Origin of the sequence: Bordetella genomosp. 9, from assembly GCF_002119725.1 — a bacterium.
GTDB lineage: Bacteria > Pseudomonadota > Gammaproteobacteria > Burkholderiales > Burkholderiaceae_B > Bordetella_C.
This window is the reverse complement of record NZ_CP021109.1, coordinates 421,597-436,087: the sequence shown is the minus strand read 5'-3', so window position 1 is coordinate 436,087 and position 14,491 is coordinate 421,597. Positions and strand designations below refer to the sequence as shown.

Here is a 14,491-nt window from a genome sequence, read left to right as displayed (position 1 = left end):
CATCAGGAGCCCCCGTCATGAACCGTGCTCTGCCTCAAGAGGTACTTGATCAGATCGAACTGGAAAACCAGCACTTCGCCGCCGCGCCCCAAGCCTTCTTCGAGGCGTGGAAGCGCGGCGTCAACATCGCTGGTGCCGAATGGTTCGGCGACGGCACACGCGAAGGTCTGCAGCGTGCCACCACCAAATGGGACCTGCGGCCCAACATGCTGATGCTCAACGACGCCCTGGGCGTGCTGAGCAGCGGTCAACGCATGTTCCTGTCCGCGATGGTGAGCTTCTACAACTCCCGCGAGGGCGGCGCGATGCTCAAGCGTTGCGGCTTCGAGGGGCTGTCCGACTTCGGCGGCCTCGATCTGGAACGGCGCCAGGTCATCGCTGACCTCACGCTGCACTACAACGGCTGGTGAACCGCGCCTGGCAACCCACCGTCCTTTCATCCCACCCCACGAGGGACATGCGTCCCCGTTCGGGGCCATGTCCCTCCTTCCGTTCGCAGGAGCGGCCATGTCCCGAATCAGCATCTTCCACTGACCTGCGCCGCCCGCCACCAAGGTGGCCCGACGCCGCGGCCGGCTGACCGGCTGCCACTTCATCCACCCGCTGGGGTTCAATCCCCGGCAGGGGATTGCCTCGGCCATCCTCTGCTGGAGGAATCCCATGTCCCATTCCAACAATCCCTTCGCCCGCGGCTACGATGGCCTGTCCGTGCAGCGGCTGCTGGCGATTTCCTACGACGACGACTGCCCGCTGAGCTACCTGCCGCTGCACGTCTCGCAGTCGCATCTGCCCGACAGCCAGGTCGAGCGCCATGCCTGCGTCTTCTGCGACGACTTCGCGCTGATCACCGAGGGCCAGAACGTGCCGCCCGAGCTGGACGCGCAGTGCCCCAGCCACGGTATCGCCCGAAACCTCGTCTACGCCGTCATGGCCGAAGAAGCCGGCCAGCCGCTGCACGTCGGCGATACCTACTCCGAGGAAGCCGCGCGCGAGGTGGTACGCCGCCTGCGCTTCGAGACCGGGTTCTACAGCCGTGCCTGGGAAATCAGTTCGGCGCACATCACCGAGGAGGCCGGCCGCTTCCTCGCCGAACTGGCGGACATCGCCACACCGAGCGGTTTTCTGTTCGTGGCCTTCCGCATTCCCTACAGCCCGGCGGTCGGCGTGAAGCTGATCGCCACGCCCTGGACGGATGCGAACCTGCAGCATGTCGAGGGCATCACCGCCGAAGAGCTGCGGCAGGAGCACCGGGCCAAGGGCGTGCCGGAGTCCCTCGTGGAAGTGTTGCACCTGGCTGCGCTCGCCGACGTTCGCATGTTGGTGTTCGATGCCGACGCGCCAGTGCTGGACGGGCTGACGCTCTACGACGACGAGTAACCCGCAACCCATTCGAGCCCCCACGTCGGGGCTCTTCTTTTTCGCGGAACGCGGTGCCGGCGCATTGCCGATTCCAGGCGGACGGCCGCCGCCATGTGCTGCACGCTGGCCACATGTTCGCTGGCGTTGCCGGCAGCATGCCCAGGCAGTCGAGACCTTCGAGACTGCGGCGCGGTTCGCCGTGCTGGTCGTTTCTTTCGCCGGACGCATACCGCGTCCATCCACCTCACCCTCAAGGGACATACCTCCCTTGCGGGCGGGAGTCCCTTGGTTGCCACAAGGAGTCTCCCCATGGATACCCAAGCCATCCGCGCACAGATGCCGACGCTCGTTGTCGGTCATGTGCCTTCCAACGTCCGTTCGTTCAAGTTCAACATCTTCGACGGCCAGCCCAAAGTTTCGACGCTGGGCTTTCACATCGACCCGAAGCCTTTCGAGGGCAAGGTCATCGCCACCACCGACGAGGCCATCGTCGTCAAGACGGGACGGGCCGAGTTCGCGGTGCTCGATCGCACCCTCGTGACCGAAGTGCCCGACGAGGGCGCCAAGGTGCAGGTCGAACCCTATGTCAGACGCCGCTTCGACGGTCAGCGGGCGGACACGCCCGAGGAGCACACCGAGTTCACCGGCGACGGCCAGCCCTACACGGTGAAGCGGTTCGTGCTCGGGTCCGCACCGGCGAAGCTGCCGATTCCCGAGCCGCGCTGCCCCGAGCTGCAGGAACTGATCGACCAACTGGAGCAGTTGCCCGCTCCCGATGGTTTCCGGCGCATCACCCACATGTTGGTGGATGCCGGTGCGCGGGACATCACCTGGGTCGATCCGCTGCCCGCCGACATCATCCGCACGCCGCCGGCCATCGGCTTCACCGTCGCCACGATGAAGTTCCAGGGTCGCGTCACCGTGCTGTATGAGCGTGGCCTCGACCTCTACGCGGTGGAACTGCGCCGCGACGGCGAGTTGGTCGAACGGGTCGATGAGGTGTTCTTCGACACCCTCGGCGAGACGCTGGAACGGTTGATCGACGACGGGAGCTGGAGGCGCATCCGCGTGCAGTGCCTGTCGGGTCGCAAGGCCGTCCGGCACTGACCTTCATACGGCCTCCCGTCCTCTCGGCGGGAGGCCCTTCATTCCTTTTCCTGGAGACCACACCCATGACTGTTCGATTCAAAGGCACGGAGCTGCGGCCCGTGCTCGCCGAAGCAGTGGCGAATCAATGCCGCGTCATCCTGATCAAGGATCAGGGCGTGTACTTCCTGGCCGAGCGCGGCGAGCGCCGACCCGATGGTCGCCAGAAGACCATCGCCTATGCCGCCGGCTGCAACCCGGATGTCGATGGCTTCGACGACTGGTGGGAACTGGCGCGTGCCGAGTTCGGCGGCGATGACTTCGGCGAGTTCTTCGATCCGCAGGAGGGCGTGTTTGCGCGCATCCTGCGCAGCGAGGACGACCTCGACGAGTCCGCTACCACGACACACCTGTCGCTGCAGGCGGTTCCTCCCACGCCGAGCGGTAACTGACCGCCCATCCCTGGCCCCCCGCTCCGGGGGCCTCTTTCTTCCCGGCAATGCGGACAGCCGCGAGTGCCGATTGCCGCTCGCCTGCGCGCCATCCCGGCGCCACGCTTCCGGCCATGTTCCGCTGACGTCCGTCTGCGACATGCCCAGGCAGCCACGATCTTCAAGGCTGCGACGCGGTTCTGACCGCGTTGATCACCCCAGTTCGCACCGGCATCCATGCGCGAACGGCCATCGGTTCTCGATGGCGATGCCACCAAGCTGTTCCATCAACCCACGCGGGGGTTCCACACCTTCCCCGCCTGGGTCGGGTGTGTCTCCGCCTCATTGTTCCCAGGAGATTCACCATGACCACTTCCAATGAAAAATCCTACTTCGATCTGCACATCACCGGCCTCGGGTATCTCAATCGCATCCGCGAAGTGAAGCCCAAGAAAGGCGATGCGTTCCTGGCCTGCGACATCGCAGCCCTGAACGGTCCCAGCGATGACGTCTCGTATGTGCGTTTCGACACGCGCGTATCGGGATCGGAAGCGCAGCACCTGGTGCGCCGCTGCATTCAGGCGGTCGACGCCGAGAAGAAGGTGATGATCGGCTTCCGCCTGGGCGACCTGTGGACCGACACCTTCACCTACTCCAAGGGCAAGCGTGCCGGCGAGCAGGGGGTGAGCCTCAAGGCCCGCCTGCTGTTCGTCAGTTGGATCAAGGTCGACGGCAAGCTCGTCTACAAGGCCGAGCCCAAGCCGACCGAGACCGACGAGCGCGACCCGGAAGTCCCTGCGACGTCCGATGCGCACGCCGCGCAGCAGGCCTCGGCACTGGAGCCTTCCAGGCCCGACGCCGATGCTGCCGACGATGCTGCCGACGACGCTGCCGATGCCCCCGCATTGGCCGTTGCCGAGTCGTTCTGATCCGCAAGGCCCCATTCCCGGGGCCTTGTCTTCTCTTCGTCAGCAGGAGACCTTCATGATCACCATCCCCGGCCAACTGGCCATCAAGACCATCCACGGCAGGAACGGCGACTTCAACGTCGGCCGCCTGGCAACCTCGATCGGCGAGTTCGTCGTGAAGAACGCCGAACTCGATCAGTACCACGAGGGCAAGTACGACGGTGATTTCGTCATCGTCGAGATTCGCCCCTCCACGTACAACGCCAACGGCCGCATGGTCATCGAGATCCGCGCCCATCTGGGCGGGATGACGCTGTCCAACATCGACGCCCTGAGCCGCGACGAGGCCCGCCGGCTGAGTCCGCAGGAAGTCGATCCGATCGACGAGGAAGCGCAGGCGCCCGTGCCGGCATCGCCCCCGGCCAAGCCGAAGGCGAAGCCGCGCAGTCCGCGCGATCCCCTGGTCGATACCACGCCGTTCGGCAGCGAACCGGCTCCCGTGTCCGCTGCGGCCTCGGCCGAGGCAGACGACGCGGCGCTGTTCGGTGCCTTGTGGCCCCTGGGCGAGACCGTGAAGCTCGATGCGACCGTGGATCGTCGTGTGCTGCGTCAGCAGCGCGACCGTCTCGACAAGCTGGGCTACGAGTTCGCTCCGTTGTCCCAGGACTGGCACCTCAAAGCTGCCTGATCCATCCACCGCCTTGCGCGGCATTCCGCCACCCGCCGGGGTTCTCCCCCGACGGGGAGGGCTCCGGCCATTTCTTCAAGGAGACCTTCATGGGCTGGACCTTCGTTCGTCAGACGCGCGATCAGGTGATCCGCGAGCTGCTCGCTCCGCAGGCGTCCGAACGCGCTTGCTGCGAAGTCATCGACCACACGCTGGACGGCGACGTTCTGTGGACCGTGGTTCGCGTCACCGCCAGGCAGGCGGGCGTCATGGGCCTCGCGGCCGGTGAGTCCGTCTGCTACATCGGTTGCCATCTGTTGGAAAGCGCGGGCCTTGAGTGGGGCTACAAGTCACTCGATGAGTCCGTGCATCCGTACTACTACTCGTGCCCGCTGCGCTATCTCGACATGGCGCCGGTGCAAAGCCCCGAGTGGCGCGAGCGGGTTCACCGCTTCCACGCGGGGCGCGCTGTCTAGCGGCACGCATCTTCCTTCACCCAACCGGGGCGAGCATGGCCCCACGGGCTGTGGTTGCTCCTTCTTTTCCAAGAGGACATCACCATGCCTGCACCTTCTTCCGCGAAACCGTTGTACCGCATCGACGAATGCCCCGACCTCATGGCCGACGCTTGCGTCGGTGACGAGCAGGGCAATCTCGTCTTTCTCTCGATCTGGGCGCGCGACACCGCTGTTCAGGAGTTCCTCGCCCGCCTGACCCTCGGCCGGGATGAGCAGGGACTGGATCAGTTCCACGTCATCACCGAGCAGGGCGCATCCATCCCGGTCTTCGTCGGCAACGTCGAGGACCTGGAAAAGCGCATCACCCGCGCCTATCGGCGAACGCTGTTCGGTTCGCTGACGAACGTGTGGCTGTTCGATCGTCGCTGCGTGAAGCCAGACAAGGCCAACGCCAGCGCGCTGGCGCTTCTGCCCAGGGATTCCGCGCACCGGCTCGACCGGCTGTGGACGCTGGTGCAGGAGACCTGCCCGCTGCCACTGCTCGACCACTGGCGCGACACCGTGCTGGCGCTGTTGCAGACACGGCGGATGCTGACCGGTCTTCCCTTGGCCCTCGGGCCGCTGGAAGGCCATCGGCTGGCCCTCGATGTCCCGGCGCTGACGAAGGCGTTGGGCGAGCTGATCCGCAACGGCACCCTCGGCGCCACGCGGTACGAACTGGCCGCGAACGCACCGCTTCGGCGTGTGGCGTGAGCCATCCCAACGGGCGGGCATGCGCGCCGCGCGTGCCCGCCTTCCCTCATCCATCACCAGGAGAGATCCATGGCACTCATGTTTCCGCGCCTGGCGCGCAACTTCATTCGTAATGGCTACTTCCCCACCGACGAACCGACGCTGGAGCGGGCCTTGTCCGCACTGGCGCCGTCTCCCGGCTCCATGTCCATCCTCGATCCCTGCGCTGGCGAAGGCATGGCAATTGCGGAAGCGGCCCATGCCCTCGGGCGCGAGCAGGTCAAGGCCTTCGCCGTCGAGTACGACGCCGAGCGTGCCCGCCACGCACGGCAACTGGTCGATCGCTGCATCCACGGCGACCTGATGGACACGCTGATCTCGCGCCAGTCCTTCGGGCTGCTGTGGCTGAACCCGCCGTATGGCGACCTGAGCAAGGACGTGAACGGCAACATCGGCTATCAAGGCCAGGGCCGTGCGCGGCTGGAAAAGCTGTTCTATCAGCGCGCGCTGCCGCTGCTGCAGTACGGTGGCGTGCTGGTCTTCATCGTGCCGTCCTACGTGCTCGACGCCGAGCTGGTCGGATGGCTGACGCGCCACTTCGCCGACCTGCGCATCTACCGTGCGGTGGAAACGCAGTTCAAGCAGGTGGTGATCTTCGGTCGCAGGATTCGTCAACGCGACCAGGCATCGGATTCGGTCAAGGCCACCCGCGGTCTGCTGCTGCAGATCGGACAGGGTGACGCCGAAGCCGAGGAACTGCCGCTCGAATGGCCGTTCCTGCCGTACACCGTCCCTGCCAGCCCGGCCGAGCCGGAGCACTTCTATCGCGTGACGATGGAGCCCGAGCAGTTCGCCGATGAAGTCGGCCGGCTACAAGGTCTCTGGCCGGCGCTCGATACGCACCTGGGCGCCGCGCAGCAATCGCTGCGTCCGCCCGCGCGGGCCTTGTCGCACTGGCATCTCGCCCTGGCCTTGGCCGCAGGCGCGATCTCCGGCGTGGTGACGTCCAAGAGCGGGCGCGTGCTCGTCGTCAAAGGTGATACCCACAAGGAGAAGACCCTCCAGACGGAGTACACCGAACGCGACGACGGCTCCGTGGCCGAGACGCGCATCCTCACCGACAAGTTCGTGCCGGTCATTCGTGCATGGGACTTGACGCTGGGCTCGCCCACGTGGGGCGAAGTGCTGACCATCCGCTGATCGCTGTTCCCTGACGGTTCGCCGTCGCTTTCATCCACCCACCGGGGTCACGTTGCCCCCGATGGGGTGCCGTGGCCCCTTCTTCCAGAAGGAGATACCACCATGGCACTCGCAGTCCTCAACCTCGCGTCGCACGCACGCTTTTCGCCCGGGCAGGTGGTCATGACCGCCGGCGTCGACGAACTGGTCCGACAGGGCCGGCTCAACCCCACGCCGTACCTGCGCCGCCATCTTCATGGCGACTGGGGCGACCTGGACGACAGCGATCGGCGGCAGAACGACGCCGCGCTGAAGTCCGGCGAGGATCGTCTGTTCTCGTCCTACCAGGTCACGTGCGACCTGAAGCTCTGGATCATCACCGAATGGGATCGCAGCGTTACCACACTGCTGTTGCCCAGCGAATACTGATCCGCATCCAGCGGCACCTACACGTTTCTTTGCCGCGTCTTTCTTCGCACCCAGGGGCATGTCACCGCCCCGTGTGGGAGGTGCATGCCCCATTGCCTTGGAGCATCACCATGTCCCTCGATCTCGAAACCGTTCCCGAAACCGCTGTGCAGGGCGACCTGCTCGAAGCGGCCGCTTCACCCCTCACACTCAGCCTGCAGGACTTCGTGTCCGAGTTCGGCGACGAACTGCTCGACTCACTCAACCGCGCCAATCCGCCGGTCTACACCGGCCAGGTGCGGGCGCATCGGCAACTGATCCTCGCCGCGCTCAAGCGCAAGCTGTTCCAGTGCCAGTCCACGTCATCCTCCAAGCCCGCGTAGCCGGCCGGGTCGGTGCCGACAAGGTTGTCGAGCGTCAGCGAGGACGTGTCGGGCAGGATGATCCGGTTCCACACCACCTGCACGCGGCTCTGTCCGTAGCTGACCTGGCTGTTGTAGCGCCCGAGGATGCGCGACCCCTGCGGAATCAGCAGGAACTTGCCGGTGGCTGTGTCATAGACCGGCTCCGTCACAGTGCCGATCACGTCGCCCGGCAAGTCCGACTTGATGCCTGTCACCAGCGCACCGGCGATCACCGTTCCGGCCATCACCTGATACGGCGACGCGGGCAGCGCCAGATTGCCGGAATTGCGGGTTTCCGTAGAACCGGCTTTCAGGAACGACTCTTTCTGGTCTTGCCGGTTCTGCACGGCGGTCGGGTCGGCGGGCTGGGCCGCCGTCGAGGCAGGCCCAGCAGCGAGCGGATCGAAGGCCGCAAGCGTACTTGCAGCCCCCGGCGCTGCCTGCGCGACCGTGGCGGCGGTCTGCCCTTGGCCGCCCGAGCGGAAGAACACCGACGAGGCCGCCGCCGCGTCCGCCTCCTTGCGCAAGGCATCTTCGGGATCATGGCCTGGCGGCGAATAGCCCGGCGTCACCTGCTGCTGCGAAGCGACGATGGCCGGGCCAAGGTCGCCGGGCAACGGCGGCCCCAGCTCGGGCACATCGGGCGGTAAGGCTGGTGGCAGCTTCGAGTAGTCCGTCGGCAGCGCATCCAGCCCTTCGGACTTCGAGACGCGATCGACGTTGTAAAGCTCGGTTTGCTCGCCCGTACCGCGCCGCTGCGGTTGCAGCGACCAGATCGTGGCCCCAAGGACGGCGACCGACAGGCCGCCGACGAGGATGGCAAGCGTGCGCCGGTTCAGGCGAGTGACCGGACGCGGCTGGGCGCGCAGCGCCACCGCTTCCGGCACGACCTTGCCTGCCTGCGGCGTGGCGAGGTCGGGGGTGTCGTCCTGGCTCATGGTCAGTTCCTCCGCGCAACGCCGTCCGTGCGCTCAATTCGCACCACGTCGCCCTTGTCCCCGCCCAGGCGCAGTTCGGCGGCACCGAACAGCCGATCCACGATGTAGTACGGCGAGCGGAAGCGGTAGTTGACCAGTTGCCCGTCGCCTTCCGGCCCGATCACGAACAGCGGCGGCAGCTCGCCTTGCGCGATGCCGGCGGGGAACTGGATATAGACCTTCTACCCGTCGTCGAAGGCGCGCAGCGGCTTCCACGGCGGGTTGCTACCGCTGACCGCGTAGCGGAAGCGCAGGTTTTCCAGCGACAAGCCGGAGTCCACCGGCGCGGCGGCGCTGGCCGCCTGCGCCTGGCGCTGTAAGGCCAGCATCCGGTCACGCGGATACTCCCAAGAAGCCGACGCCATCCACGTCTTTTCCGTCGAAGCCAACTCCAGCAGGTACGTCCTGCGGTTGGTGGTGATGACGAGATTGGTCTTGAGGCCCGAGCGGATCGGCTTGACCAGCACATTGACGCGCAGATCAGCACCGCTGCCGCTCGACGTATCGCCCACGATCCAGCGCACGGTATCACCAGCGGCCACCGTCACCAGCTCCTCGCCCGGCTGGAGCGAAATCACGGTCACGCGGCCCACGGCCGCATAGACCTGATAGAGCGCGCCATCGGTGAATGGCCACACCTGAATTGCGTTGACGTAGCCCTCGCGCGTGGGCGCGACGCGGGCCTCTGCATTGGCGCGCGAGACGCGCACCTTCTCGTCGGCTGGCTCCGGCGTGGGCTTGGCGTCCTCGGCTTCGGGCAATGGCTTCAACTGCGCCGGCATCGGCAGCACCTCGGGCACCGCCACCACCTCCACCGGCGCGGGTGGCTCGGGTAGCGGCTGGGCCTGCACCGGCTCATCGAGCGAGATGGTCGGCGGTGGCTTGCCCTGCGTGGCGCAGCCCGCCAGGGCAAGCAAGATCACCGGCAAGGCGGATTTACGGAAAAGATCATTCATGGCTTGGCTCCTTCGGAAGAATCCAGTTCGCGGCTCCACGACAGGCCGTTGACGTAGATGCCCAGGGGGTTCTTGCGCAGGCGTTCTTCGGTGCGCGGCGGCTGGAGCACGATGGACACCACGGCCGTCCACCTCTCCAGGCCCGCCGCGGCGCCGCTGACGTAGCGGCGCTCCGTCCAGCGCACGTTGAAAGACGTGTCGCTGGCGCGCACGACACTGGTGATCTGCACCGTCACCGACTCCTTGCCGATGCGCGCGAACGGGTCGTTGACCCGTGCATAGTCGTTGAGCACGGCCGCGCCCTTGTCGGTCGTGTAGTCGTAGGCGTCGAGCCAGTTCTGGCGGACGACGATGGGGTCGATGGACAGCGAGCGCACCAGCGTCACGAAGCGCGCGATGTGGTGCGCGGTCTGCGCATCGTTGGGCCGATACGGCGTGGCGGCTTCGCCCACGGCGCGCACCTGGCCCGCGTTGTCCACCTCCACGACGTAGGGCGTCACGAAGGACTGCGCCGAGCGCCACACCAGGCCGCCGGCCATCAGCAGCGCGAGCGTCAGGCAGCCGAACGCCATCAAGCGCCAGTTCTTCGCCTGCACGCGCGGCGAACCGATACGGTCGTCCCACACCTGGCCGGCAGCTTGGTACGGCGTGGCAGGCTGCGGCGTGTCGGCGTAGCGCACCTGCGGTTTCTTGAATCGCATGGTCAGTTCTCCTTATGAATCTGAATCGCGCAGGCTCGGCCCCTGGCCGGAGCCGCCGCCATCGCCACCGCGCAGTGCGTGGGCGGTGGTGGTCGCGGCGTGGGTGAGTTGCTGGCGGCGATGCAGGCGCTTGGCCCAAGCGGGCTGTTCCTGTGTCTGCGCCGTAGCGGCGCCGGATGCGGCCTCGCCTGCGGCACCCTGACCGGATGCCGCACCCGCGCCGCCATCGGCAGCAGCGCCATTCCAGCCAGCGCGGAAGGGAGCGGCCATGCGTTGCCCGGCAGCGGAAGCGCGGGATGCAGCGCCTCGCCCGGCTGCCTGCGCGCCGGTCTTGGCGACGTTGCCCAAGCCCGCCATCGCGCCCTTTGCGCCGCCGCCAGCGGCGGCGGAACCGGCCTGGAACGCTGACTTCGCACTGCTGGCCGCCGACGTGGCGGCGCGCGCGCCGCTACCGGCCAGCTTTGCGGCAGCCGGGGCCATGCGCGCGCCAGCCGCCACGGCGCCACCCACGCCCGTCGCGGCGGCGCCGATGGCGACGGCCGTGCCGGCAGCGCCGACAGCAGCACCGGCCATTGCGCCCGCGCCGAGCTGCGGCGCACCGGACACGAGGCCCGTGGCGATGCCGGGGCCGAAGATCCCGAGCGCCAGCAAGGTGAGCGAGGCCAGCATGATGACCAGCGCGTGGTCGATAGACGGCTCGGCGGGATGGACTTGGAACTGAGCGAACAAGCCCGAGCCGATACCGACGATCACGGCCAGCACCAGAACCTTGACGCCGGAGGCCACCACGTTGCCCAAGACCTTTTCGGCGAGGAACGCGGTCTTGTTCCAGAGCGCGAATGGCACCAGCACGAATCCGGCGAGCGTGGTCAGCTTGAACTCGATCAGCGTGATGAACAGTTGGATCGCCAGCACGAAGAAGCACAAGACCACGACCCGCCACGCGAGGAACATCACCACGATGGGGTCGAGGTTCACGAACACTTCGGGAAAGCCCGCCATCTCGCCGATCTGCTCCAGAATCGGCGCCCCGGCGTCGATGCCGGTTTTCGCCAGCCGGCCCGGCTGCAAGAAGTTCTCCATCGTGATGGCCGAGCCGGTTGCGGTGATGCCCAATCCCGCAAACGAGCGGAACACGATGCTGGCCAGCCAGTTGAAGTTATTGATGATGTAGGCGAAGGCACCGACGTAGAGCACCTTGCGCAGCAGCTTGGCGATCACGTCCTCGCCCTGGCCGGTGGCATGGCTCATGGCCCAATACAGGCCGGCGATCGTCATGTCGATGACGATCAGCGTGGCCGTGAGGAACGCCACCTCGCCCCGCAGCAGCCCGAAACCCGAGTCGATATAAGCGGCAAAGGTGTTGAGGAATTGGTCGATGATGGTCACGTCATTCATGGCGTGTCCTCCGGTTCGGCGGGAACGGCCGGCGCCATGCCATCGGCCGGTTCCTCGAAGCTCGGCGGGATCGGCGGCAGGTCGGCCAGCGTCTGGTATTCATCCGGCCCGGCCTGGCCGGAGAAGAAGCGCCGCCGGAAGGCTTCGGCGGCGGCACGGCAAGCGTCCTCGCCCGTGGCCTGCCGGTCGGCCGCGCATTGCGCGCGCAATGCCTTCAGCCGCACGGGATCGGCGGCCAGGGCATCGACATGGTGGTCGGCCGGCTGCTCGCCGCAAGCGGCCAGCAGCACGACACCAAGGGCGAGGACGCATCGCATGGCGGCCTCCCGTCAGTTGCCGTAGAAATCCACGCGCTGCGGCGTGTACTGCGTGCCATCGCCCAGGAAACGTCGCCGCACCTCGCGGGCGCGCTCGGTGGCCGCCGCCTGCCGCGCCAGTTCCAGCGAGGCCGCACGATCCTGCGTGATCTGGAGCCGTTGCGACTGGATCGACTGCTTGGCCTGCAATGCCAGCAACTGGTTCATGGCCTGCATGGCTTGCAACGCACCTTGAGCCGACTGGCTCTTGCCCACGAGATCGGCCAGCACGCTTTCGTCTTCGCCCAGGTTCTGCGACACCTGGGCCTGCATCTGCATCGTGGTCTGCAAGCCGTTGAGGGTGTTCTTCCAACGCTCCTGCGCGTCGCGGTACATCTGGTCGCCGCTCACCGTGGCGGCGTACTGCTCGGGATACAGGCGCGCGAACTCCCGATCCAGATTCGTCACGTCGTAGGCCAAGCCGCGAGCCTGGGCGATCAGCCGCTCGGTCGTCGCCAGATTGGCGCGCAACTGGCCGACCACGCTGGACGGCAGACTGGCGAGGTTGCGCGCCTGGTTCATCAGCATCTGCGCTTCGTTCTGAAGCTGCTGGATCTGGTTGTTGATCTGCTCCAGCGTGCGGATTGCAGTCAGCGTGTTCTGCACGAGGTTCGTGGGGTCGATCACCACCCATTGCGCATGGGCGGTGGCAGTGCAAAGCATGGCCGCGATGGCGGCGGCGATAAGGCGCTTTTTCATGACAGGTTCTCCAGGGGTTGGTCAGCGAGGGAGCCCGGCGCGAGGCCGGGGAACGAGGGCAGCAGGTCGACCGCCCAATCGAGGCCGCGATGGCGCAGCCAGGCGCCCGCGAAGCCGGGCACGCCGGCGTCCAGCAGCACGCGGTCTATGTCGCGCTGGTCTTGCGGCGTGGAAGCGCCCGCAAACGCCAGAGCCGCCGGCCCCAGGTCGAGGTCGAACAGGCGGTTGCCGAGGCGGGATTGGTAGTAGTAGTCGCGCTTGGGCTGCGCGGTGGCGACGATTTCGATCTGCCGCTTGTTGAGGCCGAAGCCCTCGTAGATCGTGCGAATCTGCGGTTCGGTCGCCTGCGGGTTGGGCACGAAAATCCGACTCGCGCAGCTCTCGATGATCGCGGGCGCGATGCTCGAATCCTTGATGTCGGCGAGGCTCTGCGTGGCGAAGATGACGCTGACGTTCTTCTTGCGCAGCGTCTTGAGCCACTGGCGGATACGCGCGGCAAACGCCGGGTCATCGAGGAACAGCCAGGCTTCATCGAGGATCAGCAGCGTGGGCGCACCTGTATTGACCCAGTGAAAACCTGCTCACGTCATAATCGAGGAAATGACGATGAGCACGAAGATGGAAGAAGACATCAAACGCTGAACAGCCAAGCGCAAAAGCGCGCTGGTGCTGGACATCATTCAGGGCAAGACGACAGTGGCCGAGGCGAGCCGCCAATACGACCTGTCACCATCGGAAGTCGAGCAGTGGGTCGATGACGGCAAGCGGGGTATGGAGAACGCCCTGCGAGCCAACCCGCAGGATGTGCGTGAGCAGTACGAGCGCCAGCTTAAAGACCTGCAAGAGGCGTACGGCGAAGCGATGCTGGAGCTGCGCGCCAGAAAAAAATTGCAGTCCCTGCTGGGCGAGGACGAGAAGTGATCGAGACGATCCGCCAGGGACTGCAAGCCGACGGTATCACCGTCTCGATCGCCAAGCTGTGTCGCTGGTTCGGTGTGCCGCGCCGCACGGTGTACTACAAGCCGGTGAAGTCCGCGCCCAAGGCCGATCCCAAGTTCGCCGTGCCGATCAAGGCAATGATCGAGGAATCGCCGTCGTTTGGGTACCGGACGGTGGCGCATCTGCTGGGGTTCAACAAGAACACCGTGCAACGCGTGTTCCAGTTGATGGGCTGGCAGGTTCGTAAGCGGCCGATCGGGTTCAGGCCCCGGATCCAGGCCCTGCCATCGGTGGCAACGATGCCGAACGAGCGCTGGTCCACGGATATGTGCCGGGTGTGGGCTGGCCGGGACGGTTGGGCAACGCTGGCGCTGGTGATCGACTGCCATACGCGCGAACTCTTAGGCTGGCACCTATCTCGCAGCGGCAAGACCTGCACCGCGGGCAGCGCCCTGGAACATGCCTTGATTGCCCGCTTCGGGACGTTGGGTCGCGTGCCGATGCCGTTCCTGTTGCGCTCGGATAATGGGCTGGTGTTCACGTCGCGCAGCTACACCGCACTGGTACGCGGCTATGGATTGCGCCAGGAGTTCATCACGCCGCATTGCCCTCAGCAAAACGGTATGGTCGAGCGCGTGATCCGCACGCTCAAAGAGCAGTGTGTACATCGGCATCGCTTCGAGACGATCCAGCATGCCAGCCGCGTGATCGGCGACTGGATACGCTTTTACAACGACCGACGACCGCACCAGGCGCTCGGCATGAAGACCCCGGCTGAGGCATTTGCATTAGCCGCTTAACCTGAGCAGGTTCTGCTGGGTCATTACATAGCT

At 66.1% G+C, this 14,491-nt stretch carries 16 protein-coding genes and 4 pseudogenes; 13 read left to right on the top strand and 7 right to left on the bottom strand.

Features of this window, described 5'->3' with window-relative positions; all coding sequences use genetic code 11:
- Window positions 1-17 precede the first annotated feature (17 nt).
- The 11 genes and pseudogenes from CAL13_RS02040 to CAL13_RS01990 form a co-directional block, all read left to right on the top strand.
- Window positions 18-410, top strand: a complete 393-nt coding sequence (locus tag CAL13_RS02040) for a hypothetical protein (RefSeq protein WP_086071351.1) — start codon at window positions 18-20, stop codon at window positions 408-410.
- 250 nt (window positions 411-660) lie between these two features.
- Window positions 661-1,377, top strand: a complete 717-nt coding sequence (locus CAL13_RS02035; protein WP_016446172.1) for a DUF5983 family protein — start codon at window positions 661-663, stop codon at window positions 1,375-1,377.
- A 291-nt stretch (window positions 1,378-1,668) separates the two neighbouring features.
- Window positions 1,669-2,466: a GTPase gene (locus tag CAL13_RS02030; RefSeq protein WP_086071350.1), complete on the top strand. Its 798-nt coding sequence runs from the start codon at window positions 1,669-1,671 to the stop codon at window positions 2,464-2,466.
- 65 nt (window positions 2,467-2,531) lie between these two features.
- The gene (locus CAL13_RS02025; RefSeq protein ID WP_086071349.1) at window positions 2,532-2,897 is read left to right on the top strand and encodes a DUF3085 domain-containing protein; all 366 of its coding nucleotides are present in this window, start codon (window positions 2,532-2,534) and stop codon (window positions 2,895-2,897) included.
- Between the two features lie 344 nt (window positions 2,898-3,241).
- Window positions 3,242-3,805, top strand: coding sequence for an STY4534 family ICE replication protein (locus CAL13_RS02020; RefSeq protein ID WP_086071348.1), 564 nt, complete (start codon window positions 3,242-3,244; stop codon window positions 3,803-3,805).
- A gap of 55 nt (window positions 3,806-3,860) precedes the next feature.
- Window positions 3,861-4,472, top strand: a complete 612-nt coding sequence (locus CAL13_RS02015; RefSeq protein ID WP_086071347.1) for a DUF3275 family protein — start codon at window positions 3,861-3,863, stop codon at window positions 4,470-4,472.
- A gap of 89 nt (window positions 4,473-4,561) precedes the next feature.
- Window positions 4,562-4,927 (top strand): hypothetical protein, encoded by a 366-nt coding sequence (locus CAL13_RS02010; RefSeq protein WP_086071346.1) that lies wholly within the window; start codon window positions 4,562-4,564, stop codon window positions 4,925-4,927.
- Between the two features lie 84 nt (window positions 4,928-5,011).
- Complete coding sequence (locus tag CAL13_RS02005; RefSeq protein WP_086071345.1) at window positions 5,012-5,662, top strand: hypothetical protein; 651 nt, start codon at window positions 5,012-5,014, stop codon at window positions 5,660-5,662.
- Between the two features lie 69 nt (window positions 5,663-5,731).
- Entirely contained in the window at window positions 5,732-6,841 is a 1,110-nt protein-coding gene (locus CAL13_RS02000) for a DUF6094 domain-containing protein (protein ID WP_086071344.1), read from the top strand.
- A gap of 102 nt (window positions 6,842-6,943) precedes the next feature.
- Window positions 6,944-7,249, top strand: a complete 306-nt coding sequence (locus CAL13_RS01995) for a hypothetical protein (RefSeq protein ID WP_086071343.1) — start codon at window positions 6,944-6,946, stop codon at window positions 7,247-7,249.
- 110 nt (window positions 7,250-7,359) lie between these two features.
- A pseudogene (locus CAL13_RS01990) lies at window positions 7,360-7,587 on the top strand (DEAD/DEAH box helicase); the annotation flags it as partial.
- On the opposite strand, the pseudogene CAL13_RS01985 reads toward CAL13_RS01990, so the two are convergent.
- The 7 genes and pseudogenes from CAL13_RS01985 to CAL13_RS01955 all read right to left on the bottom strand — a co-directional run.
- Window positions 7,551-8,570: pseudogene (locus tag CAL13_RS01985) on the bottom strand (TrbI/VirB10 family protein); the annotation flags it as partial. The pseudogenes CAL13_RS01990 and CAL13_RS01985 overlap by 37 nt on opposite strands.
- Before the next feature lie 2 nt (window positions 8,571-8,572).
- A pseudogene (gene trbG, locus CAL13_RS01980) lies at window positions 8,573-9,565 on the bottom strand (P-type conjugative transfer protein TrbG).
- Window positions 9,562-10,266, bottom strand: coding sequence for a conjugal transfer protein TrbF (gene trbF / locus CAL13_RS01975; RefSeq protein WP_086071342.1), 705 nt, complete (start codon window positions 10,264-10,266; stop codon window positions 9,562-9,564). The pseudogene trbG and the gene trbF overlap by 4 nt, the downstream one beginning before the upstream one ends.
- Window positions 10,267-10,278: 12 nt before the next feature.
- Window positions 10,279-11,664 carry a P-type conjugative transfer protein TrbL gene (gene trbL, locus CAL13_RS01970; protein ID WP_086071341.1) on the bottom strand — a complete coding sequence of 462 codons (1,386 nt, stop codon included), beginning with the start codon at window positions 11,662-11,664 and terminating at the stop codon, window positions 10,279-10,281.
- Window positions 11,661-11,981 (bottom strand): EexN family lipoprotein, encoded by a 321-nt coding sequence (locus CAL13_RS01965; RefSeq protein WP_086071340.1) that lies wholly within the window; start codon window positions 11,979-11,981, stop codon window positions 11,661-11,663. The genes trbL and CAL13_RS01965 overlap by 4 nt, the downstream gene beginning before the upstream one ends.
- Window positions 11,982-11,993: 12 nt before the next feature.
- Window positions 11,994-12,719 carry a P-type conjugative transfer protein TrbJ gene (trbJ, locus tag CAL13_RS01960; protein ID WP_023087421.1) on the bottom strand — a complete coding sequence of 242 codons (726 nt, stop codon included), beginning with the start codon at window positions 12,717-12,719 and terminating at the stop codon, window positions 11,994-11,996.
- Window positions 12,716-13,276, bottom strand: a pseudogene (locus tag CAL13_RS01955) (TraG/VirB4 family ATPase); the annotation flags it as partial. The pseudogene CAL13_RS01955 and the gene trbJ, both read right to left, overlap by 4 nt.
- Window positions 13,277-13,382: 106 nt before the next feature.
- Here CAL13_RS01955 and CAL13_RS01950 point away from each other — a divergent pair.
- The gene (locus CAL13_RS01950; protein ID WP_232467811.1) at window positions 13,383-13,640 is read left to right on the top strand and encodes a transposase; all 258 of its coding nucleotides are present in this window, start codon (window positions 13,383-13,385) and stop codon (window positions 13,638-13,640) included.
- A complete protein-coding gene (locus tag CAL13_RS01945; protein ID WP_086071339.1) occupies window positions 13,637-14,458 on the top strand; it encodes an IS3 family transposase in 822 nt (273 codons plus the stop codon). Before CAL13_RS01950 ends, CAL13_RS01945 begins: the two co-directional genes overlap by 4 nt.
- The last annotated feature ends 33 nt before the right edge of the window (window positions 14,459-14,491 follow it).

Coding starts and splice junctions, on each gene's coding strand:
- trbL (WP_086071341.1), bottom strand. CDS start 11,664: ATGAATGACGTGACCATCATCGACCAATTCCTCAACACCTTTGCCGCT.
- trbJ (WP_023087421.1), bottom strand. CDS start 12,719: ATGAAAAAGCGCCTTATCGCCGCCGCCATCGCGGCCATGCTTTGCACT.
- CAL13_RS02025 (WP_086071349.1), top strand. CDS start 2,532: ATGACTGTTCGATTCAAAGGCACGGAGCTGCGGCCCGTGCTCGCCGAA.
- trbF (WP_086071342.1), bottom strand. CDS start 10,266: ATGCGATTCAAGAAACCGCAGGTGCGCTACGCCGACACGCCGCAGCCT.
- CAL13_RS02035 (WP_016446172.1), top strand. CDS start 661: ATGTCCCATTCCAACAATCCCTTCGCCCGCGGCTACGATGGCCTGTCC.
- CAL13_RS02020 (WP_086071348.1), top strand. CDS start 3,242: ATGACCACTTCCAATGAAAAATCCTACTTCGATCTGCACATCACCGGC.
- CAL13_RS02005 (WP_086071345.1), top strand. CDS start 5,012: ATGCCTGCACCTTCTTCCGCGAAACCGTTGTACCGCATCGACGAATGC.
- CAL13_RS02015 (WP_086071347.1), top strand. CDS start 3,861: ATGATCACCATCCCCGGCCAACTGGCCATCAAGACCATCCACGGCAGG.
- CAL13_RS01995 (WP_086071343.1), top strand. CDS start 6,944: ATGGCACTCGCAGTCCTCAACCTCGCGTCGCACGCACGCTTTTCGCCC.
- CAL13_RS02000 (WP_086071344.1), top strand. CDS start 5,732: ATGGCACTCATGTTTCCGCGCCTGGCGCGCAACTTCATTCGTAATGGC.
- CAL13_RS02010 (WP_086071346.1), top strand. CDS start 4,562: ATGGGCTGGACCTTCGTTCGTCAGACGCGCGATCAGGTGATCCGCGAG.
- CAL13_RS02040 (WP_086071351.1), top strand. CDS start 18: ATGAACCGTGCTCTGCCTCAAGAGGTACTTGATCAGATCGAACTGGAA.
- CAL13_RS02030 (WP_086071350.1), top strand. CDS start 1,669: ATGGATACCCAAGCCATCCGCGCACAGATGCCGACGCTCGTTGTCGGT.
- CAL13_RS01965 (WP_086071340.1), bottom strand. CDS start 11,981: ATGCGATGCGTCCTCGCCCTTGGTGTCGTGCTGCTGGCCGCTTGCGGC.